Origin of the sequence: Terrabacter sp. LjRoot27 (assembly GCF_964254175.1) — a bacterium.
Taxonomy (GTDB): domain Bacteria; phylum Actinomycetota; class Actinomycetes; order Actinomycetales; family Dermatophilaceae; genus Terrabacter.
Genome location: NZ_CAXUSS020000001.1, coordinates 2,112,735 through 2,136,717, shown reverse-complemented (window position 1 = coordinate 2,136,717; position 23,983 = coordinate 2,112,735). Strand labels below are relative to the sequence as shown.

The window sequence follows — 23,983 nt, the reverse complement described above, 5'->3', positions numbered from 1 at the left end:
AGCAGGGTTTCGAGGGGCCAGGGCCGTGGTGCGCCGTCGTCAGGTCGGGTTGGAGCGCAACGGGGTCGGGGCGTTGAGGTCGAGGCGGACGGCGAGCATCCGGAGGGCGAAGACCAGAGCCGCGGCGGTCCAGAGCACCCAGTCCTGGAGCGACCCGAGCTGGGCGGCCACGACGACGAGGATCGAGCCGAGCATGGCCGGGACGGCATACAGCTCGCGGCGCAGCACCTCGGGCACCTGGCCCGCCAGCAGGTCGCGCACGACCCCGCCCCCGACCGCCGTGATGACGCCCACGAGGACGGCCGCGATGGGCGAGACCCCCAGCGTCGTCACGGCCTTGAGGCTGCCCGCGACGGCGAAGGCGCCGAGGCCGGCGGCGTCGAGCACGCGGACGAAGCGGGTGATGCGCTCGACGCCCGGGTGGAAGAGGAACGTGACGAGGCCGCCGAGCGCCGCGGCGGTCAGCAGCCGCCAGTCGCTGATGCCGACCGGCGGGATGTCGCCGATGAGCAGGTCGCGCACGATGCCGCCGCCGAGGGCCGCAGCGCAGGCCAGCACGAGCACCCCGAAGAGGTCGAAGCGCTTCTTGACGGCCACGAGGCCACCGGAGAGCGCGAAGACGAACACGCCGACGAGGTCGAGGGCGAGCTGCGCGGACGCGAAAGAGGTAGGCATGCCAGAGCAAACGGTACCCGTGCGGCGTGGTCGCTTTGGTGCGCACCCGGGCCGGTGGCATGCTCGACAGCACGGCGCACCGGCCGGCACCAGCGACCGGCGCACCCTTCACGGCAGGACCACGCAGACTCGGTACCGGGAGACCCACCCATGCAGCTCCTCAGGCTCGTCGGCGTCCACGAGGACGGATTGCACCTGCTGCTGGCCGACGACGAGGGCAACCGCTTCTCCGTCCCGCTCGACGACTCGCTCCGCGCTGCGGTGCGGCGCGACCGGCCGCGGCTCGGCCAGCTCCAGATCGAGATCTCGGGCGGCCTGCGGCCCAAGGACGTCCAGGCGATGATCCGGGCGGGCATGACGGCCGAGGAGGTCGCCGAGCGCGCCGGCTGGACCGTCGAGAAGGTCCATCGCTACGAGGGTCCGATCCTCGCCGAGCGCGAGCACGTCGCCGGCCTCGCCCGCCAGGTCCGGCTGCGCCCGCGCGGCGGATCCCACGGCGCGGCTCCCACCCTCGACGCGCGGGTCACCGAGCGCCTGCGCACCCGCGAGATCGACTCCGTGACAGCGCGCTGGGACTCCCGTCGCACCGACAAGGGCGCCTGGACCGTCCTGCTGCTCTTCACCGCCGGCGGTCGCGAGCGCGAGGCCGCCTGGCAGTACGACCCGCTCGCCCGCACCGTCTCGGCCGTCGACGACGAGGCCCGCTGGCTCAGCGAGGACGAGGACCAGCAGGCTCCCGGCCCGATCCCGGCCCCGCACCTCAGCGCCTCCAACCGTCCGAGCCGCGTCTACGACGTCGAGGCCGAGGGTGGGGTCGGTGCGGCCACGATGCGGCGCCGCGAGGGCGAGACCGTCGACCTCATGGCCGCCATGCGCGAGCGAAGCGCCCAGCGCGGTCGTCGCCGCCGTCCCAAGTCCACCGAGGTCCCCGGCCTCGACGAGGCGCCCGAGGAGGCCCTGCCGCTGCAGGAGCTCGCCGGCGACCCACGCGACGAGCTGCCGCCGCCGGCGCACACGCACCCTGAGGACGACCCCGAGGTCGTCAAGACCGGCTCCGTCGAGCAGCGCGTCGGGGTCGACGCCGCCCGCCGCAAGGCACGGCGCACCGAGCCCACCCAGCCCGTGCGACAGGCGCCGGAGCAGTCGACCGCCGCCCCGGGTCCGGACCCGGACCCGGACCCGGACCCGGCGGAGCCTGCACCCGATTCCGACCCCGCTGACCTGACCCGCGAGCCCGAGCGTGAGTCTGCTGGCCAGCCCGAGCCGGCGGCCGAGGCCGTCAGCGAGTCGGCGGCCGAGCTCGATCAGCACCGCCGTCAGGAGGTCGACCTCGACGACGCCGCTGAGGTCGCCGACGACCCGACGGACCGGTCGTCGTCGGACCCGGAGCCCGTCGAGGAGCCGCTGCGGCCCGCCGCGCACCGCCGCGAGGACTCCCGGCGACTGTCACGCGTCCCCGCCGGGAAGGGCGAGCCCTCCCCCGCAGCCGAGGATCGCGACGAGTCCGGTGAGCCCGACGACGACGGCTACGACGTCGTCGAGCAGCGGGCAGCCGCTCCGGCGGCCAAGCCGGTCCCCCGCCCGGCTCCACCGGCGCGCAAGTCCGGACGGCCGAGCGTGCCGAGCTGGGACGACATCATGTTCGGCCGCAAGAACGACTGACGGCCACCCAGCGCCTCCCCCGCAACCATTAGGGGGCCACGGCACGCAGACCGTCCCCCACCCGGCCCTCGCACCGACCCGTCGGGCGCCGCGGCGCCCGGGTGGCGGGTCCCGGAGCTCGCGGGACGGCATACGCCCTCGGCTGGGGACGTGGGCGCTCAGTCGGCCTGGGTGATGGGCAGCGGCGGCAGCGGGCAGACGTCGAGGTCGAAGGGCAGCACCTCGGGCGAGATCGCGGCGGCCCGGGCGGCGTGCGAGGTCATCCGGCGCATGTAGTGCCGGCGGCAGAGCACCTCGTACTCGACGAGCCCGGTCGTGCCGGGCTTCGTGTCGCCGACGACGACCTGCTCTCCCTCGACGACCATGACGCCGTCCATGACGCGGGCGTTGGTCGTCGCGCGACGGCCGCACCAGCACAGCGCCTCGACCTGGAGCACCTGCACCTTGTCGGCGAGCTCGATGAGCCGCTTGCTGCCGGGGAAGAGCTCGGTGCGGAAGTCGGCCGTGATGCCGAAGGCGAAGACGTCGACGTCCATCTCGTCGACGATCCGCGCGAGCTGCTCGACCTGGTCACTGGTGTAGAACTGGGCCTCGTCGCAGATGAGGTAGTCGATGCGGGTGCCCGCCGTGGCCCGGTCGACGATCGCCTCCCAGAAGTCGAGGTCGTCGCGGACCTCGAGGGCGCCCGTCGACAGACCGAGCCGCGAGCTGAGGACGTTGGCGCCGGCGCGGTCCATCTTGGTGAAGATGAGACCGACGCGACCCCGCGCGCCGTGGTTGTGGTCCATCTGGAGGGCGAGGGTCGACTTGCCGCAGTCCATGGTCCCGGAGAAGAAGACGAGCTCAGCCACGAGGCACCACCCTAGGCGCCCCGGCGGGGTGGCACCACGACCACCGGCACGGCGAGTTCCGCGTCGCTCGTCGAGCCGTGCAGACCGAGCAGCGCGACCACCTCGCGCCGCATCAGCCCGGAGTGCACGACGGCGAAGGAGCCCTCCGTGACGACGAGGAGGTCGCCGATCCGGCCCTCGACACCCGCGCGCACGGGGCCGAACCAGCCCTCGTCGACGGCGCGCTCACGGGTGAGGATGCGCGCCCGGTCACCGAGCCGGGCCGCCCACGCAGCCTCGACGTCATCGGTGGCGCCGGCCTCGGCGTAGAGCTGGAGGTTGCGCGGCTCACCGCCGAGATGGCGCACGCCAGCCATGAGCTCCGGCTCGCGCACGAGGTCGATGCGGTCGTGGAAGGGGACGTCGACCATGCCGTGGTCAGCCGTGACGACGATCGACGTGTCGTCCGGGACGCGCGCGGCGAGCTGCCGGAGCGCGGCGTCGACCGACTCGACCTCGTCGCCCCACTGCCACGACTGGCAGCCGTGCACGTGGCCGATCTTGTCGACCTCGCCCCAGTAGAGGTAGACGAGGGCACGCGGCGTCGCCCGCACCGCCGAGGCCGCGGCGGAGACGCGGTCGTCGAGCGTGCGCCCGGCCCGGAAGCGCCCGCCGCGCAGGGCGGCGGTGGTCAGGCCCGAGCCGTCGAAGTAGTGCGGACCCACCATGGTCACCGAGACGCCGGCGTTCTCGGCGGCCTCGAAGACCGTCTCGTTCGGCTGCCAGGCCCGAGGGTCGGGACCGTCCTCCCAGGACAGCTCGTTGAGCAGCCGGTCGGTGGCGGGGTCGAGCACCTGCATGCCCACCAGACCGTGGGAGCCCGGCGGCAGACCCGTGCCGAAGGTCCCCATCGACGTCGCCGTCGTGGTCGGGAAGCCGCACGGCACCCGGTGGGCGGTGCCGAGGTGGCTGCGCAGGAAGGGCGCGTGGCCGCTGCGCTGGCGCAGCAGGTCGTGACCGAGCCCGTCGACGAGCACGACGACGGTGCGCGGCACCGCGGGCAGGTCGAAGACGTCGCGGCCGGCATACCGCGGCACGCCGAGACGGTCGGCGACCGACGGGAGCACCGATGCCAGGGTGCCCGCCGACCAGTCGGTCGGCGTGGCGGCGTGGGTGGTCACGTCGTCGGCCACGGCGCGCGCGTCAGTGCGCCGTGCCGCCGCCGATGCTCGCGGAGAGCACCCGGGCGAAGCTCATCGCGCGACCCACGGCGTCCTCGCCGTCGGCGGCCGAGCTGATGCGCAGCGAGATGTCGTCGGAGGCGATGGTCCCCTCGAAGCCGTGGTCGGCGGTGCAGTCAGGGTCGCCGCAGGCGGCGGGGATCATGTCGAGCCGGCTCACGGCGCCCCAGCCGAGCGTCAGGGTCAGGTCGCGGCCGTGGGTGCCGGGCGTGAACGTGTCGGGCTGGGCCACGACGTGGGTCAGCATGACGCCGCGCACGGCGGCGAGCGGCACCGTCTCGGTCGTGGCCGTCGCCATCAGCTTGTCCTCGGACTCGGCGTGGTCGTCGGCGTGCGCGATGACGAGCCGCTGCGGCGTGACGACGAGCACCGTGACGTGACGGCGCACCGTCTCGTGGTCGAAGGTCGTCTCCTGGTGCACGAGGTGCGAGACGACCTCGTCGTCGGCGATCGCCGACTCGACGACGTCGCAGACGAGCGAGGGGTAGTAGCCGGCTCGGGTGATCGCCTCGGTGAGGTCTTCGGGAAGGGCCCGACCGGTGCCCGTGGTGACGCGTCGCATGCCCCCATCCTTGCACCAGCGAGAGAATGACCCCTCCCAGCGGTCCACACCGTGCGGCGTCAGGTCATCCGCCGGCGGCCGGGGTCCTTGCGCACGAGGGCGGGTCGCACGACGACCTCGGCGCCGAGCACGTCGACCCCGCCGGTCCAGGCGTTGACGGGGTTGAGCTCGACCGAGGACAGCTCGGGGTGGTCGTCCGCGAGCACCGACAGCCGCGCGATGAGGTCGGCGAGCGCCGCGCGGTGCACCGGTGCCGCACCCCGGTGCCCACTGAGCAGGGGCGCCGCCTTGACGCTGTCGATGAGGTCGGTGACGTCGACGTCGGTCAGCGGCGGGATGCGGTGCGCGACGTCGCCGAGCAGCTCCGTCGGAGGCCCGGCGACGGAGAAGCTGACGACCGGACCGAAGAGCGGGTCCTCGCTCGCGCGGATGACGCACGAGACGCCGGGGACGGCCATGCGCTGCACGACGAACCGGTCGGCTCCCAGGGGCCCGAGCCGCTGGGTCAGGGACGTGTAGGCGTCGCGGACGGCCTCGGCGTCGACGAGGTCGCCGCGCACCCCGACGAGGCCGGGTTGGTGGCGCACGACCGGCGAGGTCGACTTGAGGATGACGGGGTAGGTCAGCTCCTCGGCGGCGGCCACGGCGGCGTCGACGCCCGCGACCTCCACGGCGGGCCAGACGCGTATGCCGTAGGCCCCGAGCAGCTCGCGCGCCTCCTCGCGCGTCAGCGCACGCCCGTCGGGGCTGCCCGCGAGGTAGCCGTCGAGGAGCGCCTCGGCGCGGAGCCGGTCGATGCCGACCGGCGCGACCTGGGTGCCGCGGTCGCGCTGGCGCCAGAGGGCGTAGCGCGTCACGGCGTTGAGCGCCCGGATGCCGTCCTCGGGCATGGAGTACGCCGGCACCGACCGCCGGATGCCGTGCTGCTCGTAGGAGAGCCCGTCACCGACTCCGCGCATGCCGAGGAACGTTGCGACGCACGGCTTCTCGTGGTCGGCAACGATGGTGCGGACCGCCATGTGCACCTCTTCGTCCTGCGTCACGAGCGGCGGGATGAAGGCGGCGACGACGCTGTCGACCTCGGGATCGGCGAAGGCGGCGTCGAGCGCGGCGGCGAACTCCTCGGCCGACGCCTGCGGCGGCAGCGAGACCGGGCCGTGCGTCACCCGCAGGCCCCAGCTGACGCAGGCGCTCGCACTCAGGGCGCCCAGGGCGTCGGAGTTGCCGACGATGGCGACGCGGTCACCCTTCGGCAGCGGCTGGTGCAGGGTCAGCTGGGCGACGTCGAAGAGCTGGTGGACGTTCTCCACGCGGATGACACCGGCCTGGCGCAGCAGCGCGTCGAACGCCTGCGGGGGCACGTTGGTGACGCGGGTGCGGTGCCCGGGCGGGGCGGCGAAGCTCGAGACCCCCGAGCTCACGACGACGACGGGCTTGACCGCCGCGAGCGCCCGGGCGATGCGGGAGAACTTGCGCGGGTTGCCCATCGACTCGAGGTAGAGGCCGACGGTGTCGGTCTCCTGGTCGTCGATCCAGTACTGCATGAGGTCGTTGCCCGAGACGTCGACGCGGTTGCCGGCCGACGCGAACACCGAGATGCCGAGGCCGCGCCGGGCCGCCGAGGCGAGCACCGCGACGCCGAGCGCACCGCTCTGGGCGAAGAGACCGAGACGACCGGACTCGGGGATGACCGAGGCGAGCGTGGCGTTGAGGCGCACCGACGGGTCGTTGTTGATGAGGCCGAAGCTGTTCGGGCCGACGATGCGCATCCCGGCGCGACGCACCCGACGACGGAGCTTCTCCTGCAGGCGAACTCCCTCCTCGCCCGCCTCGGCGAAGCCGGCTGAGAGGACGAGGAGCGCCTTGACACCGGCCTTGCCGCAGTCCTTGACGACCTCGATGGCCTGCGCCGCCGGGACGACGACGATGGCGAGGTCCACGGGCTCCGGCACGTCTTGGATGCTCGGGTAGGCGGTGAGGCCCTGGATCCGGTCGGCCACCCGGTGGATCGGGTAGAGCTCGCCCTGGTAGCCGGCGGCCAGGATGTTGCGCATGACGAGGGCGCCGATCGACTCCTCCCGCCGGCTCGCGCCGATGATCGCGACCCGCTCCGGGAAGAGGATCGTGTGCATGCTGCGGGACTCGGCCCGGTGCTCCCGCGAGAGCTGGACGGCCTTGCTCTGCTCGGTCGGCGAGATGTCGAAGGAGACCTCGACGACGCCGTCCTCGATGTGGTGCGTGACCTCGTAGCCCGCCTCCTTGAAGACGGTGAGCATCTTGCGGTTCTGCGGCAGGACCTCGGCGACGAACCGGTTGATCCCCATCTCCTGCGCGATGGCGGCCAGGTGCTCGAGCATGACCGAGCCGATGCCCTTGCCCTGGTAGTGGTCCGAGATGTTGAAGGCGACCTCGGCCGAGGTCGGGTCGATGCGGTCGTAGCGGCCGATGCCGATGATCTCGCCGTCGAGCGTCGCGACGAGGGCGACCCGGTCGTGGTGGTCGACGTGCGTGAAGCGGTGAAGGTCCCGGGCGCTCAGCTCGCGCAGCGGGGCGAAGAAGCGCAGGTAGATCGACTCCTCCGACTGGAGGCTGTGGAAGTGGCGTATGCCGTCCGCGTCGTCGGGCGTGATCGGCCGGATGTGCGCCACGGTGCCGTCCCGGAGCACGACGTCCGCCTCCCACTCGACGGGGGCACCCGTGGCCTGCGCCGAGACCCGCTCGATCGCGCCGGTCTCGTCGCTGAGCTCGCCACCCTCCATGCCCTCATCGTGTCACGTCGGGCTGCACGACCCAGGGAGATGGGAGTGTGGTCGCATGGAGTTCACCGACGTCGTCCGCTCCCGACGCATGGTCCGCCGCTACGACCCCGACCGGGAGGTGCCGCGCGAGGTCGTGGAGCGCTGCCTCGACAACGCGGTGCGCTCCCCCAGCGCCGGCTTCAGCCAGGGCTGGGACTTCGTCGTGCTCACGAGCCCGCCCGAGCGCGACGCCTTCTGGGCGGCCACGACGGAGCCCGGCGCGGCGAGCGACCCCTGGCTGGACGGCATACGCGCCGCTCCGGTGCTCGTGCTGTGCCTCTCGCACAAGGACGCCTACCTCGAGCGCTACGCGGCGCCCGACAAGGGATGGACCGACCGTGACGAGGCGCGCTGGCCGGTGCCCTACTGGGACGTCGACACGGGCATGGCCTCGCTCCTCATCCTGCTGACCGCCACCGACGAGGGCCTGGGCAGCCTCTTCTTCGGGGTGCCGCCGGAGCGCCACGGCGCCGTCCACGAGGCGTTCGGCATCCCCACCAGCCGCAGCATCGTCGGGGTCGTGTCCATCGGGTATGCCGTCCCGGGACCCCGGAGCCCGAGCCTGCGGCGGCACCGGCGCACCGGCCGCGAGGTGTCCCACTGGGGCCGCTTCGGCGTGGCAGGTGAGGACGCGTCATGACCCTGCGCGAAGATGGGGTGTTCACCCGCTAGCGGCAAGGAGCACCACCCGGCATGGCCCGTGGAAAGACCCCCCCGCCTCCACCGGAGGACTTCGAGGAGAAGATCGTCGGCATCGACGTCGAGGAGGAGATGCAGAACGCCTTCCTCGAGTACTCCTACAGCGTCATCTACAGCCGGGCGCTGCCCGACGCCCGGGACGGGCTCAAGCCCGTTCAGCGACGGATCCTGTACGGCGCCAACGAGCTCGGGCTGCGGCCCGACCGCGGCCACGTCAAGAGCCAGCGCGTCGTCGGCGAGGTGATGGGCAAGTACCACCCGCACGGCGACCAGGCGATCTACGACGCCCTCGTGCGCATGGCGCAGCCCTTCACCCTGCGCCTGCCCCTCGTCGACGGGCACGGCAACTTCGGCTCGCTGGACGACGGGCCGGCGGCGGCCCGCTACACCGAGGCGCGCATGGCCGACGCCGCGCTCCTCATGGTGGCCGGCCTCGACGAGGACACCGTCGACTTCGTCCCGAACTACGACGACACCCAGCTCCAGCCCGGGGTCATGCCCGCGGCCTACCCCAACCTCCTCGTCAACGGCGCGGCCGGCATCGCGGTCGGCATGGCCACGAACATGCCCCCGCACAACCTCGTCGAGGTGATCGGCGCCGCACGGCACCTCATCGCCAACCCGACGTGCTCGCTCGAGGACCTCATGAAGTTCGTCCCCGGGCCCGACCTGCCGTGCGGCGGCAAGATCGTCGGGCTCGAGGGGATCCGCGACGCCTACCTCACCGGGCGTGGCAGCTTCCGCACCCGGGCGACGGCACGCATCGAGTCGATCACGGCCCGGCGCAAGGGGATCGTCGTCACCGAGCTGCCCTACCTCGTCGGGCCCGAGAAGGTCATCGACAAGGTCAAGGACCTCGTCCAGGGCAAGAAGCTGCAGGGCATCGCCGACCTCAAGGACCTCTCCGACCGCCAGAACGGCCTGCGTCTGGTCATCGAGATCAAGAACGGCTTCAACCCCGACGCCGTCCTCGAGCAGCTCTACAAGCTGACGCCGATGGAGGAGAACTTCGGCATCAACAACGTGGCACTCGTCGAGGGCCAGCCGCGCACCATGGGCCTGAAGGACCTCCTCAAGGTCTACGTCGACTTCCGCACCGACGTCGTGCGCCGACGCACCGCCCACCGCCTGGCCAAGCGCGAGGAGCGGCTGCACCTCGTCGAGGGCCTGCTCATCGCCATCGTCGACATCGACGAGGTCATCCAGGTCATCCGCAGCTCCGACGACGCCGCCACGGCCCGCGCGCGGCTCATGGACGTCTTCGACCTGTCCGAGGCCCAGGCGACCTACATCCTCGACCTCCAGCTGCGCCGCCTCACGAAGTTCTCGCGCATCGAGCTCGAGAACGAGAAGACCGAGCTCGAGCGCGCCATCGAGGAGCTGCGGGCCCTGCTCGACAACGAGAAGCTGCTCCTCAAGCTCGTGTCGACCGAGCTCGCCGACGTCGCCAAGGCGCACGGCACCCCGCGCCGCACGGTGCTGCTCGAGAGCTCGGGCGCCAGCGCGACGGCGACGGCCGCCTCGCCGCTCGAGATCGCGGACGACCCGTGCTGGGTGCTCCTCAGCTCGACCGGCCTGCTGGCACGGACCGGCACGGCCGAACCGGTCACCGCCGAGGGCTCGCGCGCCAAGCACGACGTCGTCATCGGCGCCGTCCGCACGACCGCCCGAGGCGAGTTCGGTCTCGTCACGAGCGCCGGGCGCATGGTGCGCCTCTCGGCGCTCGACCTGCCGACCCTCCCACCGACGAACGGGGCCCCCACGCTGTCTGGGGGTGCGCCGCTCGCCGCCTACGTCGACCTCGGCAAGGGCGAGGAGCCCGTGACGATCGTGCCCATCGGGGCCGACGCTCCCTTCGTCGCCCTCGGCACCGCTGCCGGCGTCGTCAAGCGTGTGACGAACGAGGCCCCGAAGAGCAACGACTGGGACGTCATCAGCCTCAAGGACGGCGACCGCGTCGTCGGGGCCGGTGTCGCCGACCGTGACGACCTCGACCTCGTCTTCGTCACCACCGACGCCCAGCTGCTCCGCTTCCCGGCCCGGACGGTGCGGCCCCAGGGACGCAGCGCCGGGGGCATGGCGGGCATCAAGCTCGCCGCCGGCGCCCGGGTGGCCTTCTTCGGCGTCGCCGACCCGGCCCGCGAGGGTGTCGTCGTCACGTCGTCCGGCTCGTCGGGTGCGCTGCCCGGCACCGAGGGCGGGTCGCTCAAGGTGACGCCGTACGCCGAGTACCCCGCGAAGGGGCGAGCGACAGGCGGCGTCCGCTGCCATCGCTTCCTCAAGGGCGAGGACACGCTCGTGCTCGCCTTCGCCGGCAACACCCCGGCCCGCGCTGCCGCCGCGAACGGTGTCGCGATCGAGCTGCCCACCGCCGACGGGCGCCGCGACGGCTCCGGCGTGCCGACAAGCGCGGTCATCGCGCACGTCGCGGCCCCACCGGCCACGACCCAGTCGACGGACCCGGAGCCGGGGGCCAACGCCGCCCCGGACGCCGGCACCGGTGACAGCGCGCCGACCGACGGAGGCGACGCATGACGCCGCCAGGTGGCAAGGCCGCCCGACGTGCTGCGGCCGTCGCCGCGGCGGCCACGGCTGCCGCATCCGCGACGGTGGCGTCGGTCGTCGACGCCGTCTCAGGAGATCCCGCGCCACGAGACGACCCGGAACACGCCGAGCCCGAGCACACCGAGCCCACCGAGCCCACCGAGCCCACCGAGCCCACCGAGCCCACCGAGCCCACCGAGCCCGAGCACACCGAGCCCGTCGAGCCCGAGCACGCCGAGCACCCGGCGACGACGGGCTACGGCACTCCTGCGTCCGACGCGTGCTCGGTCCTGTGGGACCACGACGGCACGAGTGCCTACGGCACCGCGGCGACGGCGCGCTTCTTCGTCATCGTCGAGCAGTCCGGCCCGTGGGGCCGCGACGCGGCCCGCGAGTCACACCTCGACCGGGAGCTCGGGACCGAGCTGGAGGGCCGCACGAGCCGGGCTGGCGGGCGTTTCATGCTCATCCGGCGCCCGGGAGGCCACCCGGCGCACGACGGCCCTCGCCACGTGTTCGTCGCGCACGCCGGTGCGCGGCCCGAGGACGCCTGGCTCCTCACCGCCGAGGTCGACGAGCTCGGCGACCTGCTCGGCCTCGACTGGGGTGCCCTCGCCCGCGGCAGCCGCGCGCTGGTGCAGGCCTCGCTCCTCGGCTCACGACCCGCTGAGCCGACTCTGCTCGTGTGCACCAACGGTCGCCGTGACGTCTGCTGCGCCGTCCGCGGACGTCCCCTCGCGGCGCACGCCGCGCGGGTCGCTCCCGGTCGGGCGTGGGAGGTGTCGCACACCGGCGGTCACCGGTTCGCGCCGACCGCCGTCCTCCTGCCCTGGGGCCAGACGTTCGCGCGCCTCGACGAGCGGGCCTCCGAGTGGCTCCTCGGCGCGAGCGAGACCGGGCACCTGCCGGCCGAGCTGCTCGGCCCGCTCCACGACCGGGGGCGCTCCGGCGTGACCGGTCCCTCGCAGTGCGCCGAGTCGCACGTCCGCGCCGAGACCGGCGAGACCCGCCTCGACGCCCTCTGGGCCGACGCCCCGGAGCCCGCCGACGGCGGCTGGGACGTGACCGTCACCCATGCCGACGGGCGCCGCTGGCACGTGCGCGTCACGCGCGAGCCGGTCGGTCGCACCCGACCCGAGTCGTGCGGCAAGAAGGCGATCGAGGTCATGGAGCACCGGGCGACGATCCTCGAGGCGTGGTTCTAGCCCGGCACCTCGACGGGCCCTCTCACCAGGGCTTTGGCACGGTCTGCGACCCGTCGCCCGGCACCGTGTCGTCGTTGCCCTGCTGCTGTTGCTGGTTGCGCTCGATGGTGTTCTGGCGCTGCTGCTCCTGGAGGTAGTCCTGCTCCTCCTGGCTCGGTGTGTTCCCGGGATCCGGCGTGGGAGCGGGCTGCTGGCCCGGGCCGGGCTGCGGCTGGGGGTTGTCGGGCGGCTGCTGGTCCTGGGGCGGCGCGTCGGAGTTCTTCTCCTCCATCCGCTGCTGCGCCTGCTGCAGCTGCTCCCCGGTCTGGCCACCTTCGGGAGCCTCGCAGAGCGGTGGGCGCTCCTTCGTGATGGTGATGCCCTTGTCGTAGTACTGCTTCCACTCGTCGGTGCGCTCGCGCGCCTTGGCCGCGTCACCGAGGGCCTCGTAGGTGAGGCCGAGGTTGACCCGTACCTTGCAGTCGTCGATCCCGCCCTTGGGCACCTGCTCGAAGGCCTGCTCGAACCACGGACGGGCCAGCTCGAAGTGTCCCGAGAGGACGTGGGCGTCACCGATCGCGAAGGGCGAACGGAACTGCTCGACGACGTTGACCCATCCCTGTCGCTCACCCCAGGTCTGCGTGCGGGGCTTGTCGCCGGCCTCGTAGGCGTCGCGCGTCTGCGCGTGCACGAGGTTGAGCGAGACCAGCCTGATCGCCACGAGGACGAGCAGGACGACGACGGGAGCGGAGGCGAGCAGCAGGCGCCTGCGGCGCCGGCGGAGGTGTGGCGGCAGGGGACGACGGTCACGTCGGCGCAGTCGGAAGCGGCGGCGTACGCCCTCGTCGGGGACGTCGTCCGCGCGTGCGGGCCGCTCGTCGAGGAGCGTCATGGGCGGGTCTCCCTCCGGCGGCGGGTCTGGACGAGCGCCGTGATGCCGGCGCCGACCTCCCACGCGGCGATCCCGGCCACTCCGAGCAGGAGCGGCCAGTAGAGCTCGCGACGGGCGATGACCTTCTGCTTCTCGATCTGCTCGCTCGTGCCGAAGCGCTCGAGGTCGATGCCGTCGACGGCGGGGCCGATGGCGTCGCCCGCCTCTCGGTGCAGGTAGGTCAGGCCGAGCTGGTCGCCGATCGTGCGCAGGGTGTCCTCGCTGACGACCGACCTGGCGTCCTCACCGGTCGCGGGGTCCTTGATGTAGTCGCGGGTCGTGTCGAAGCGGGACCGCGTGGCCTTCATCCGGCCGCCTTCGGTCGTGCCGTAGCCGAGGACCGCTCCGCCGTTGATGAGCCGCTTGTCGACGTCGAAGGGCGCGGGAGGGTCCTGCGCCGTCTGCTCCCCGTCGCCGAAGTAGAAGACGACGCGTCCGCGTTCGGGGGTGCGCGCGTCGGCCTGCTGGAGCAGCGTCTTGAGGCGGGTGTTGGCCTCGCTCACCGACGTGCCCCTGGAGACCTCGTAGGACTCGGGGAGCAACGTCTCGACCGCGGCGTCGAGGGCTGTCGTGTCGGTGGTCAGGGGCAGGCGCACCCGCGCCTCCTGGTCGAACGTCACGACGGAGTAGCGGGCGCCCGGCAGGGACGCGGCGATGGCAGAGATGTCCGAGGAGACGCCCTCGATGCGCGGACGTCCGTCGCCGTAGTCCTCGGCGATGATGCTGCTCGTCGTGTCGACGACGAAGTAGACGTTGAGGTTGGCGGCCGTGGTGTCGACCTGCTCGCCCGGCACCGCCGGGCGCAACGCGGCGATCCCGAGGAGCACGACCGCAGCCGTGAGGCGCCAGTGCGTCGCCCGCGACTCCCCCGGCACCGCCCGCGACGAGGGGTTCCACCACACGGCGGCGAGCGCCCCGACGACGAGGACGAGCAGCACGGGCCACGGGGCGACGGGCAGGAGGGTCACGACGCCCACCTCCGGCTCGCACCGATGACGCCGACGAGCCCGATCCCGGCGAGTGTGATCGGCAGCGTCGGGTTGTCGGAGTAGAGGGCGCGGGAGGCCGCGTCGATGAGCGTCGCCTCCTGGGCCTGGACCGCGTCGACGATGCCCTTGATGGCTGCCTGGTCGCTCATCGCGAAGTAGCGGCCGCCGGTACCGGTGACGATGTCGCGCATCTCCACCGCCTCATCGTCGGCCCCGTCCTCCTCCGGGTTGAGCCCGTAGACGCGCACGCCCTTGGCCTTGGCCAGCTCGCCGGCCTCGTCGACGTCGATGATCGGCCGCCCGGCGAGGTGGTTATCGGTGGCGAAGACGACCGAGCGGGCGCGCTGCAGGTCGACCTTGTCGAAGCTCGAGACGCACGTGGCGAGGCCGTCGCCGATGAGGGAGGTGCCGCGGCCGTTGAAGGTGCCGGCGAAGAAGGAGTCGTACTCCGGGTCGCCCGTCAGCGCGCGGCCGGCCGAGTCGAGCTCGCCGTTGATGAAGTCGTAGTCGTCGGTGAGCGGGAAGACCGTGGCGGCCGAGGAGTTGAAGATGACGAGGCCGATGCGCTCGCCCTGGAAGCTCGACACGAGCGTCTTGAACGTCGACACGAGCGTCGCGTCGTAGGCAGCCATCGAGCCGGAGATGTCGAGGCACAGCATGATGTCGCGACTGCGGGTCTGTGGCTTGTCGATGGTGGTGTCGAGCGGTCGGGCCGCGCCGACGAGCGCTGCCCCACCGAGGAGCACGGCGCTCGAGGCGAGCACCGCCATCCGGATCCGGTGCAGGCGCAGCGCCCGACGGTACTCCGGCAGCTCGGTCAGCGCGGTCGAGTTGGCGACCGCCGCCGACGCGCGAGCCTGGCGTCGGGACATGAGGCGGTAGACGGCATACGCGAGCAGTGCCGCGAGCAGCGTCCCGAGGCCGAGCACCCCCGGCCACTTGAGGTCGAGCCCGTTCAGCTCCATCGCGCCACCACCTGCTTGGCGACGCTGCCGGCCCCGACGAGGGTCGCCGTCTCACGCGGCCCGAACTCACCCGGGTAGAGCGAGCCGACGACCTCCGAGACGGGCGTCAGCCGGGACCCCGTCGCGTTGAGCTCGGTGAGCGTCATCGTCGGCGCGTGGATCCCCGACACCTCCTGGACGAAGTGGCGCACGAGCACGCTGAGCTGCTGGTGCGCCCGGCGCTGGCTGATCTCGCCGGCAGCCGCTCGGTCGAGCACGAGGTCGATCTGCCGCGTGTAGTCGGCACGCAGGCGGGTCAGCCGGTCCGACGTGATGCGCGGTGGGACGACGACCTTCTTCTCGCGGGTCGACCACCACACCCAGGCGTACCAGGCGGCGACGAGGGCGAGGGCGCCGATGCCGATCCAGAGCCACTTCGCGGCATACGGGTCGGGGGCGTAGAAGCCCGGCGGCGGTGCGTCAGCGGCGCGCACGGCGCTGCCTCTCGAGCAGGGCGAAGACCGTGGCGACGACCTCGTCGGACGAGCCGAGACGCGCGTGGTTGATCCCGCGGCGGTCGAGCAGCTCGGTGGTGCGCAGCACGCGCTCGGCGACCGACGCGGCATACGCCGCGCGCACCCGCGGGTCGAGCCGCACGAGCGTCGGCAGGGTGTACGTGTCGGCGACGTCGTATGCCGTCCGGTCCCCCTCGATGGCCGTGGGGTCGGCGTCCTCGACGGTGATCCAGAGGATCTCGTGCTGCACGTGGAGCCGGCGCAGCAGCTCGTCGAGGGCCGGGTCGAGCTCCTTGTCGTCGGCGACGACGAGCAGCACGAGCCGGCGCCGGACGTTGCGCACGATCCAGCGCAGCTGCGTCGCGAGGTTGCTCTGGTCGCCGTCGAGGACGGTCGCGGCGTCGACGGCCCGCAGCAGCAGCTCGAGGTGCGCCTCGGAGCCACGCAGGTCGTGCGCCACCGTCGAGCCGGCGGTGCCGCGGACGAGCCCGACGAGGTCTCCGTGGCGCTGCGCGAGGTAGCCGACGAGGCCCGCCGCCGCGATGGCGACCGACTTCTTCGGTTCGCCGCTGCGGGTCGAGGCCGCCATCCCGCGGCCGGTGTCGATGACGAGCATGACGTTCTGCTTGCGCGTCGCGACGTAGCGCTTGACGAGCGGCGACTGGCTGCGGGCGGTGGCCCGCCAGTCGATGTCACGCACCTCGTCACCCGGGACGTAGTCGCGCAGGTCGTCGTAGTCGAGGCTGCGGCCGTGGAAGACGGAGGCGTACTCGCCCTCGAGGAGGCTGCGGGACTTGCGGCGCGCATGGACGAAGAGCTTGCTCTTCACCCTGGTCAGCAGCGTCGTCGGCATGTCGCGTCTCTCGTCCGGCTCCCCCGGTCAGGGGGTGCGGATCCCGTTGACCATCGCGTCGATGATGCTCTCGACGGCCATCTCGTCGGCCGCCGCCTCGAAGCCGAGCGTCACCCGGTGCCGCAGCACCCGGTGCGTCAGTGCCTTGACGTCGTCGGGGACGACGTGGTTGCGGCCGTCGACGAGGGCACGGGCCCGCGCGGCGCTCGTGAAGGCGATGCTCGCACGCGGGCTCGCGCCGAAGTCGACGTAGCCGGCGAGGCGCGGCTCGATGTAGTCGCGCGGGTGCCGCGTGACGTAGCCGATGCCGACGACGTAGTTGACGATGGCCGGGTCGATGTAGACCCGGCCCACGAGCGCCTGCAGCCGCTTGACGTCGGCGACGGACACGACCGGCTCGGACGCCGTGAGGAAGATCCCGGAGTCGATGCGCCGCAGCACCTCGGCCTCCTCCGCCGGTGACGGGTAGTCGAGGACGTCCTTGAGCATGAAGCGGTCCATCTGCGCCTCGGGCAGCGGGTACGTGCCCTCCTGCTCGATGGGGTTCTGGGTCGCGAGGACGAGGAACGGGTCGGGCAGGGCGTAGCTCTTGTCGCCGATCGAGGTCTGGCGCTCCTGCATCGCCTCGAGCATCGCCGACTGCGTCTTGGCGCTGCTGCGGTTGATCTCGTCGAGGAGCACGAAGTTGGCGTGGACGGGGCCGAGCTGGGTCTCGAACGTGCCGGAGTGCTGGTTGTAGACCTGCGTGCCGACGATGTCGCTCGGCAGCAGGTCCGGGGTGCACTGGATGCGGTGGAACTTGCCACCGACGGCCTGCGCGATCGTCTGTGCGGCCGTCGTCTTGGCCAGTCCCGGGACGCTCTCGAGGAGGACGTGGCCCCCGGTCAGCAGCGCGATGAGGAGGGTCTCCTGCAGTCGTGCCTGGCCGACGACCTTCGAGGCGAACGCCGTCGAGATGGCCTCGATGGTCTCGCCGGCCCAGTGCAGCTCGTCGGGGGTGAGGTAGCGCGTCGGGGCCGGGGCGGTGCGGTCCGGAGCCGTGTCGATGCCAGCCACGGCGACGTCCTCGTCGGGGGCGGCGGGCGAGCCAGAGAGCTGCTCCGGCTCGTCGGGGACGGCCGCGTCGTCCGGGACGTTCGGGACGCCCGGGACGTCCGGGACGCCCGGCACGTGCCCGTCCTGGGCGGGTGCAACCGGACCGTCCTGCGCGTGGCCTGCCGTGCCCGGGAGCGCGACGGTGAAGGTCTCACCGTCGGCCTGGGCCTGCTGGCCGTCGGCGACCGACTCCTCGGCGTTGACGTTGCCCACCATCGATTCCCCTTCTCGACGCGTACCGGCGGAGGGAGTCGCGCCGGCAGGGACACATCGTAAGCACGGCTGGCTGTGCCGCGCCGGTGGTCCCGTCACCCCACGGACGCTCCGGGGGCCTCGAACGCTCCCGTCAGGCGTCGATCCGCTCGCGGTCGACCTCGGCCGCGGACTCGATGATGAAGTCCTTGCGCGGGGCGACCTCGTTGCCCATGAGCAGCTCGAAGACGCGCTCGGCGGTCTCGAGATCGCGCATCGTCACCTTGCGCAGCGTGCGGTGACGCGGGTCCATCGTCGTGTCGGCGAGCTGGTCGGCGTCCATCTCACCGAGGCCCTTGTAGCGCTGCATCGGCTGCTTGATCTTCTTGCCCGACTTCTCGAGGCGGGCGAGCGTGCGGCGCATCTCCGGCTCGTTGAAGGTGTAGATCAGCTCGTTCTTCTTGGCGCCGGCGTTGATGACCTCGAGCCGGTGCAGCGGCGGCATGGCGGCGTAGACGCGACCGGCGTCGACGAGAGGACGCATGTAGCGGAAGAAGAGCGTCAGCAGCAGGGTGCGGATGTGCGCCCCGTCGACGTCGGCGTCGGTCATGATGATGACCTTGCCGTAGCGGGCGGCGGAGAGGTCGAAGCTGCGGCCCGAGCCCGCACCGATCACCTGGATGATCGAGGCGCACTCGGCGTTCTTGAGCATGTCGGAGACCGACGCCTTCTGGACGTTGAGGATCTTGCCGCGGATCGGCAGCAGCGCCTGGAACTCGGAGTTGCGGGCCTCCTTGGCGGTGCCCATGGCCGAGTCGCCCTCGACGATGAACAGCTCGGAGCGCTCGACGTCGGTGGTGCGGCAGTCGCGCAGCTTCGAGGGCAGCGTCGAGCTCTCGAGGGCGTTCTTGCGACGCTGGGTCTCCTTGTGCAGCCGCGCGCTGATGCGCGACTTCATCTCGGAGACGACCTTCTCGAGCAGCAGTGCGGCCTGCGCCTTGTCGCCGCGCTTGGTCGACGTGAGGCGGTCGGTCAGCTCCTTCTCGACGACCTTGGCCACGATGGCGCGCACGGCGTTGGTGCCGAGGACCTCCTTGGTCTGCCCCTCGAACTGCGGCTCGGCGAGGCGCACCGTGACGACGGCCGTCATGCCGGCGAGGATGTCGTCCTTCTCGGGCTTGTCGTTGCCGACCTTGAGCCGCCGGGCGTTGACCTCGAGCTGCTTGCGGAACACCTTGACGATGGACTGCTCGAAGCCGGTGACGTGCGTGCCGCCCTTGGGCGTCGTGATGATGTTGACGAAGGACTGGACCCTCGTGTCGTAGCCCTGGCCCCAACGCAGGGCGACCTCGACGGCGCACTCGCGCTCGAGCTCGGTCGGCGTCATGTGCCCGTTGACGTCGAGAACCGGGACGGTCTCGGTGAAGGTGCCGGAGCCCTCGAGCTTCCACACGTCGGTGATCGGGGTGTCGGGCGCGAGGAACTCGACGAAGTCCGCGATGCCGCCGTCGTGCTGGAAGACCTCCTCGATGGGGCCCTCCTCGCCGGGCGTGCCCTTGAGGCGCCGCTCGTCGCGGATGACGAGGCGCAGCCCGGGGACGAGGAAGGAGGTCTGGCGGGCACGACCGAGGATGGCGTCGTAGTCGAGCTCGGCGTCCTTGAGGAAGATCTGCCGGTCGGGCCAGAAGCGCACGCGCGAGCCCGTGACGCCCCGCTTGGCCTTGCCGACGACGGGCAGCGCGCTCTTCTTCTCGTAGGGCGTGAACTCCGAGTCGGGCGAGTGGATCGCCGTGCGGTCACCGAAGGTGCCGGGCTCGCCGCGCCGGAAGCTCATGCCGTACGTCTTGCCGCCACGGTCGACCGCGACGTCGAGCCGCGCGGACAGGGCGTTGACGACGGACGCGCCGACGCCGTGGAGGCCACCGGTTGCGGCATACGACGCGCCACCGAACTTGCCGCCCGCGTGGAGCTTGGTGAAGACGACCTCGACGCCGGACAGGCCCGTGCGGGGCTCGATGTCGACGGGGATGCCTCGGCCGTTGTCGCGGACCTCGATGGACCCGTCGCCGCTGAGGATGACCTCGATGTCGGTGCACACGCCGGCCAGGGCCTCGTCGACCGCGTTGTCGATGATCTCCCAGAGGCAGTGCATGAGGCCGCGCTGGTCGGTCGAGCCGATGTACATGCCGGGGCGCTTGCGCACGGCCTCGAGGCCCTCGAGGACCTGGAGGTGGCGGGCGGTGTAGTCGCCGTTGCCGGAGGGAGCGGGTCGTGAGGCGGAGGCCACGGTGTGTCGTTCTCTTTCCGTCGGTGTGCGGCCAGCGGTCGGGCTGTGGAGGGCTGGCAGGGGAAGCCTAGTCACCGCCACCGACCGCTCCCGGGAGGCTCGCTGGGCCCCGGGTGACCGACCTCACGGACGACCCGGACACGAGTCCCCGACAGCCACGCGGGCCCCACCGGGAGCACCTCACCAATCCGTATCTGGGCGGCGCGGCGAATCACTGACACGTAACGATGTTGGTCCGACGGGCGTCTCAGTTACCGAGCCTCACCATCGGGAAGGTTTCGACGTGATTCACTGTTGGAACGTCCACGAGGCGCGAGAGGTCCACCCGATGGACCGATCGGGCGTCGTAGGTACATGGCAGGGTTTCCCTCCGGGGGACCCCCGAGGGAGGAAAGAGGCGAAATACGATGACGACAGCACTGGCACCCGAACTGACTGCTGCTGACCGCTGCGACCGATGTGGGGCTCAGGCCTACATCCGCGCCCGCCTCGTTTCCGGCGGAGAGCTGCTCTTCTGCGCGCACCACGGACGGGAGCACCTCCCGGCGCTGAAGGACAAGGCTCTCGACATCCGCGACGAGACGGAACGACTCACCGAGGTCCCGGGATCTTCTCCCGTGGACGAACACTGAGTCCAGAGGCGATCTCCGACCCGGCCCCTCCTGACCCCATCCTGATCCGCACGCCGCCGACGGCTGCCCCGTGATCACTGCGACGAACGTCCTCGTTCTCCTCGCGATGCTCGTGGGCACCGTCGGCATCGTCGTCCCGGTGCTCCCGGGACTGCTCCTGGTGTGGGGTGCGACGCTCGTCTGGGCGTTCGAACGTCAGGACGGGCCGGGTTGGCTCGTCCTCGGCATCTCGACCCTGCTGTATGCCGTGGGCCTCGTCGCGCAGTACCTCGTCCCCGGGCGCCGGATGAAGACCGCGGGCGTCGACGGGGTCATCGTCGCGGTGGCGCTGGCCGTCGCCGTGGTGGGGTTCTTCGTCGTGCCCGTCGTGGGCGCGCCGCTGGGCTTCGTCCTGACGATCTACGTCCTCGAGCGGGTCAAGCACCGCGCCCACGCCCCGGCCTGGCACGCGACGACGCAGGCCCTGCGGGCGGTGGCCCTCAACATCGGCATCGAGCTCGTGACGGCGTTCGCGATGATCGCGACGTGGGCTCTCGGGGTCTACGCCACCCGCCCCTGAGCCCTCTCGCTGGGACCTCTCGCTGGGACCTCTCGCTGAGCCCTCTCGCTGGGACCTCCCTGAGGCCGCCCTGAGGCCGCCCTGAGGTCAGGCGCGCTGCCCCCGTGCACGGGCCCGAACGGGCCACGGACATGACGACGGACCCGGACGCATACGTCAGGGTCCTTGTCTGTGCGGGTGGCCGGAGCCGGTCAGCGACACGTCACCACTGGTCGCGGCGCCGCTTCTCCCACCGCTCCTCGAGGCGTTCCATGAAGCTGGCCTGCTTGGCCGAGGCGGCCTTGGCCTTGCCGGCCCGCGGCTTGGTGGTGCCGTCGCTGGCGACGGCGGCGAGCTTGGTCTTGGACGGAGTGATCGCGTAGACGATGCCCGCGACCATGATGGCGAACCCGACCGCACCGAGCCAGATGCTGCTGCTCATCGCCGAGAAGACCACGAGGGCGAGACCGACGACAGCTGCGACCACGCCGGCGACGAGGCGCCCACGGCCGAGACCGCGTGACTTCGTCTTCTCGATCCGCGACGCGAATCGAGGGTCTTCGGCGTAGAGGGCCTCCTCCATCTGCTGGAGGAGTGCTTCCTCGTGTTCCGAGAGTGCCACCGGGCACCTCCCTGGTGCGAAATCGACTGTGCCCGAATCGTATGTCGGAAACGGCCGACGCGGACTTCTTTCCCTCAGGATAGGTCGCGCCGACCGCGTTGGGAACCCGAGGGTCGGTCAGGCATCAGTGATGCTGGACGCACCGACCCGGCACCGAATCTGGCGCTCGCCCGGTCGACCGCGCGGTCGGCCTCGCGCCACCCGTGCTCGGGCTCGTCGAGGGTGGCCTGGATGGGGGCGACGGCCGACGGGACGAGCCCCTCGAGGCGGACGCCGACGAGCCGGATGCGGGCGCGTTGGAGGCCGAGCCGGTCGTAGAGCTCGCGTGCCGTCGCGAAGATGTCGCGGGACACGTCGGTGTGGTGGCGCAGGGTCTTGGCGCGGGTGATCGTCGTGAAGTCGGCGAAGCGGACCTTGATCGACACGGTGCGTCCCGTCATCCCGGCGGACCGGGCCCGGGCCGCGGTGCGGTCGGCGAGGCGCAGCAGCTCACGGTGGATGCGGACGGGGTCGTCGATGTCGTGCGCGAAGGTCTCGTCGGCGCCGATCGACTTCTCGCGTCGCTCCGGCACGACGGACCGGGGGTCACGACCCCACGCGAGGTCGTGCAGGCTCCGGCCGGCGACGTCGCCGAGGGCTCGCTGGAGGGTCTCGACGGGCGTGTGCGCGAGGTCGGCGACGGTGCGCAGGCCGAGGCGGTGCAGGTGCTCCTCGGTCTTGTCGCCGACACCCCAGATCGCGCCGACGGGCAGCTGGTGCAGGAACGAGACGACCTCCTCGCGCGGCACGACGATGAGCCCGTCGGGCTTGGCGAGGTTGGAGGCGAGCTTGGCGACGAACTTCGTCGAGGCCACCCCCACCGAGCAGGTGATGCCCTGCTCGTCGGCGATCGTGTCACGCAGCTGCTCGGCGATCTGCGTCGGACGGCCCAGGCGGCGTACGGCCCCGGAGACGTCGAGGAAGGCCTCGTCGAGCGAGAGGGGCTCGACGCTGTCGGTGATCGTCGCGAACGTCGCCATGACGGCCTCGGAGATGGCGGCGTAGCGGCGGTGGTCGGGCTCGATGATGACCGCCTGCGGGCACAGCCGCTGGGCCCGGGCCATCGGCATGGCCGAGGTGACCCCGAAGGCTCGGGCCTCGTAGGTGGCCGAGAGCACGACGGACCGCCCGCTCGCGCCGCCGATGATGACGGGTCGGCCCCGCAGCTCGGGACGCGAGATGAGCGAGGCGGACGCGTAGAAGGCGTCCATGTCGACGTGCAGGACGGTGCAGCCGGTGTCGTCGGGCGGCTCGGAGCCGGCGCGGGTCGGCGCGGTGAACTGGCGGCGGCTCATCGTCGGCCCGCCGGACGGGTCGACGCGCTCACGACAGCGCGGTCAGTCGCGACGCGCGACGACGTGGAGGGCATTGCCGAGGGTCCGGAGGAACTCGCGTCCCGGACCGGTGACGAGCAGCTCGTCGAGCTCGGCCAGGGCGACACGGTCGGCCTCGGAGTCGATGAGCGAGGCCGGGACGAGGTGGCCGAGGATGTTGGTGCCGCGCACCCGGACGTCGGTGAAGCCGGCGTCGGCGAGGAGCGTCTCGAGCTGCTCGACGTCGAAGCGGCGCGGCAGCGGGTCGGTGCTCCCCCAGCGACCGGACGGGTCGACGAGGGCGGCGCGGGCCTGACCGAACTCACCGGCGATGGCCTTGGCGAAGACGACGGACAGGCGGCCGGAGACGAGCAGTGACAGGACACCGCCCTCGCCCAGCGCCTGCGCGATGGCGTGGAGCGTGGCCGCGGGGTCGTCGACGAACTCGAGCGTGCCGTGGCAGCAGGCGAGGTCGACGTGACGCCCGGCCAGGACGGAGCCGAGGGAGTCGCCGTCGCCCTGGACCGCGGTGATGCGGTCGACGATGCCGGCCTCGCGGGCCCGGCGGGCGAGCGATGCGAGCGCGTCGGGACTGGGGTCGACGACGGTGACGCGGTGACCGGCCTCGGCGAGCGGGACGGCGACGCCGCCGGTGCCGCCCCCGAGGTCGAGCACCTCGAGCGGACGGCCGAGGCGCTGCGAGCACTCGTCGGCGATGCGACCCACGGCCGAGACGACGGCCGACGGCCGGACCCCTCCACGTCGCTGGGGGCGCTGCTCGTCGGGCACGGGATCCTCCGTCTGGGAACGTGGTACGCGTGGTGCCGCGTGTGGTTCG

Annotated in this window: 21 protein-coding genes; 6 read left to right on the top strand and 15 right to left on the bottom strand. The window is 72.1% G+C overall.

Translation table 11 applies throughout. From position 1 onward, the window contains the following. Positions 1–39 precede the first annotated feature (39 nt). The gene (locus ACSQ2D_RS10015) at positions 40–675 is read right to left on the bottom strand and encodes a trimeric intracellular cation channel family protein (RefSeq protein ID WP_435985805.1); all 636 of its coding nucleotides are present in this window, start codon (positions 673–675) and stop codon (positions 40–42) included. A 150-nt stretch (positions 676–825) separates the two neighbouring features. On the opposite strand from ACSQ2D_RS10015, the gene sepH reads away from it, so the two are divergent. Continuing rightward, entirely contained in the window at positions 826–2,337 is a 1,512-nt protein-coding gene (gene sepH, locus ACSQ2D_RS10010) for a septation protein SepH (protein WP_435985804.1), read from the top strand. Between the two features lie 158 nt (positions 2,338–2,495). On the opposite strand, the gene ACSQ2D_RS10005 is transcribed toward sepH, so the two are convergent. From ACSQ2D_RS10005 to ACSQ2D_RS09990, 4 genes are read right to left on the bottom strand one after another with little or no spacing between them, the layout of a single operon-like run. Continuing rightward, the gene (locus ACSQ2D_RS10005) at positions 2,496–3,188 is read right to left on the bottom strand and encodes a thymidine kinase (RefSeq protein WP_435985803.1); all 693 of its coding nucleotides are present in this window, start codon (positions 3,186–3,188) and stop codon (positions 2,496–2,498) included. A gap of 11 nt (positions 3,189–3,199) precedes the next feature. Continuing rightward, positions 3,200–4,360 (bottom strand): alkaline phosphatase family protein, encoded by a 1,161-nt coding sequence (locus tag ACSQ2D_RS10000; protein ID WP_435985802.1) that lies wholly within the window; start codon positions 4,358–4,360, stop codon positions 3,200–3,202. Between the two features lie 10 nt (positions 4,361–4,370). Further along, positions 4,371–4,970 (bottom strand): DUF5998 family protein, encoded by a 600-nt coding sequence (locus ACSQ2D_RS09995; RefSeq protein ID WP_435985801.1) that lies wholly within the window; start codon positions 4,968–4,970, stop codon positions 4,371–4,373. A gap of 59 nt (positions 4,971–5,029) precedes the next feature. Then, positions 5,030–7,729 carry a bifunctional acetate--CoA ligase family protein/GNAT family N-acetyltransferase gene (locus tag ACSQ2D_RS09990; RefSeq protein WP_435985800.1) on the bottom strand — a complete coding sequence of 900 codons (2,700 nt, stop codon included), beginning with the start codon at positions 7,727–7,729 and terminating at the stop codon, positions 5,030–5,032. A gap of 55 nt (positions 7,730–7,784) precedes the next feature. On the opposite strand from ACSQ2D_RS09990, the gene ACSQ2D_RS09985 reads away from it, so the two are divergent. From ACSQ2D_RS09985 to ACSQ2D_RS09975, 3 genes are read left to right on the top strand one after another with little or no spacing between them, the layout of a single operon-like run. Beyond that, a complete protein-coding gene (locus ACSQ2D_RS09985) occupies positions 7,785–8,408 on the top strand; it encodes a nitroreductase family protein (RefSeq protein WP_435985799.1) in 624 nt (207 codons plus the stop codon). A gap of 53 nt (positions 8,409–8,461) precedes the next feature. Then, positions 8,462–11,002, top strand: a complete 2,541-nt coding sequence (locus tag ACSQ2D_RS09980; RefSeq protein WP_435985798.1) for a DNA gyrase/topoisomerase IV subunit A — start codon at positions 8,462–8,464, stop codon at positions 11,000–11,002. After that, complete coding sequence (locus ACSQ2D_RS09975; RefSeq protein WP_435985797.1) at positions 10,999–12,216, top strand: sucrase ferredoxin; 1,218 nt, start codon at positions 10,999–11,001, stop codon at positions 12,214–12,216. Before ACSQ2D_RS09980 ends, ACSQ2D_RS09975 begins: the two co-directional genes overlap by 4 nt. Before the next feature lie 22 nt (positions 12,217–12,238). Here ACSQ2D_RS09975 and ACSQ2D_RS09970 read toward each other — a convergent pair whose 3' ends face one another. The 7 genes from ACSQ2D_RS09970 to ACSQ2D_RS09940 all read right to left on the bottom strand — a co-directional run bounded on the left by ACSQ2D_RS09970 (position 12,239) and on the right by ACSQ2D_RS09940 (position 20,001). Further along, positions 12,239–13,087 carry a tetratricopeptide repeat protein gene (locus ACSQ2D_RS09970; RefSeq protein ID WP_435985796.1) on the bottom strand — a complete coding sequence of 283 codons (849 nt, stop codon included), beginning with the start codon at positions 13,085–13,087 and terminating at the stop codon, positions 12,239–12,241. Further along, positions 13,084–14,094 (bottom strand): vWA domain-containing protein, encoded by a 1,011-nt coding sequence (locus ACSQ2D_RS09965; RefSeq protein WP_435985795.1) that lies wholly within the window; start codon positions 14,092–14,094, stop codon positions 13,084–13,086. Before ACSQ2D_RS09965 ends, ACSQ2D_RS09970 begins: the two co-directional genes overlap by 4 nt. Further along, positions 14,091–15,080, bottom strand: a complete 990-nt coding sequence (locus tag ACSQ2D_RS09960; RefSeq protein ID WP_435985794.1) for a VWA domain-containing protein — start codon at positions 15,078–15,080, stop codon at positions 14,091–14,093. Before ACSQ2D_RS09960 ends, ACSQ2D_RS09965 begins: the two co-directional genes overlap by 4 nt. After that, positions 15,071–15,553 (bottom strand): hypothetical protein, encoded by a 483-nt coding sequence (locus tag ACSQ2D_RS09955; RefSeq protein WP_435985793.1) that lies wholly within the window; start codon positions 15,551–15,553, stop codon positions 15,071–15,073. Before ACSQ2D_RS09955 ends, ACSQ2D_RS09960 begins: the two co-directional genes overlap by 10 nt. After that, on the bottom strand, positions 15,540–16,427 hold the full coding sequence (locus tag ACSQ2D_RS09950) for a DUF58 domain-containing protein (RefSeq protein WP_435985792.1): 888 nt from the start codon (positions 16,425–16,427) through the stop codon (positions 15,540–15,542). Before ACSQ2D_RS09950 ends, ACSQ2D_RS09955 begins: the two co-directional genes overlap by 14 nt. 27 nt (positions 16,428–16,454) lie before the next feature. Beyond that, the gene (locus ACSQ2D_RS09945) at positions 16,455–17,474 is read right to left on the bottom strand and encodes an AAA family ATPase (RefSeq protein ID WP_435987841.1); all 1,020 of its coding nucleotides are present in this window, start codon (positions 17,472–17,474) and stop codon (positions 16,455–16,457) included. 394 nt (positions 17,475–17,868) lie between these two features. Further along, a complete protein-coding gene (locus tag ACSQ2D_RS09940) occupies positions 17,869–20,001 on the bottom strand; it encodes a DNA gyrase/topoisomerase IV subunit B (protein ID WP_435985791.1) in 2,133 nt (710 codons plus the stop codon). 407 nt (positions 20,002–20,408) lie between these two features. Between ACSQ2D_RS09940 and ACSQ2D_RS09935 the strand changes: the two genes are divergently transcribed. After that, the gene (locus tag ACSQ2D_RS09935; RefSeq protein WP_435985790.1) at positions 20,409–20,633 is read left to right on the top strand and encodes a DUF7455 domain-containing protein; all 225 of its coding nucleotides are present in this window, start codon (positions 20,409–20,411) and stop codon (positions 20,631–20,633) included. Positions 20,634–20,703: 70 nt separating this feature from the next. Continuing rightward, on the top strand, positions 20,704–21,192 hold the full coding sequence (locus tag ACSQ2D_RS09930) for a DUF456 domain-containing protein (protein ID WP_435985789.1): 489 nt from the start codon (positions 20,704–20,706) through the stop codon (positions 21,190–21,192). Between the two features lie 202 nt (positions 21,193–21,394). On the opposite strand, the gene ACSQ2D_RS09925 is transcribed toward ACSQ2D_RS09930, so the two are convergent. The 3 genes from ACSQ2D_RS09925 to ACSQ2D_RS09915 all read right to left on the bottom strand — a co-directional run bounded on the left by ACSQ2D_RS09925 (position 21,395) and on the right by ACSQ2D_RS09915 (position 23,934). Next, positions 21,395–21,793: a DUF3040 domain-containing protein gene (locus ACSQ2D_RS09925; protein ID WP_435985788.1), complete on the bottom strand. Its 399-nt coding sequence runs from the start codon at positions 21,791–21,793 to the stop codon at positions 21,395–21,397. A 74-nt stretch (positions 21,794–21,867) separates the two neighbouring features. After that, positions 21,868–23,127 (bottom strand): DNA polymerase IV, encoded by a 1,260-nt coding sequence (gene dinB, locus ACSQ2D_RS09920; RefSeq protein WP_256792064.1) that lies wholly within the window; start codon positions 23,125–23,127, stop codon positions 21,868–21,870. 42 nt (positions 23,128–23,169) lie between these two features. Further along, positions 23,170–23,934: a class I SAM-dependent methyltransferase gene (locus ACSQ2D_RS09915; protein WP_435985787.1), complete on the bottom strand. Its 765-nt coding sequence runs from the start codon at positions 23,932–23,934 to the stop codon at positions 23,170–23,172. Positions 23,935–23,983: the final 49 nt, after the last annotated feature.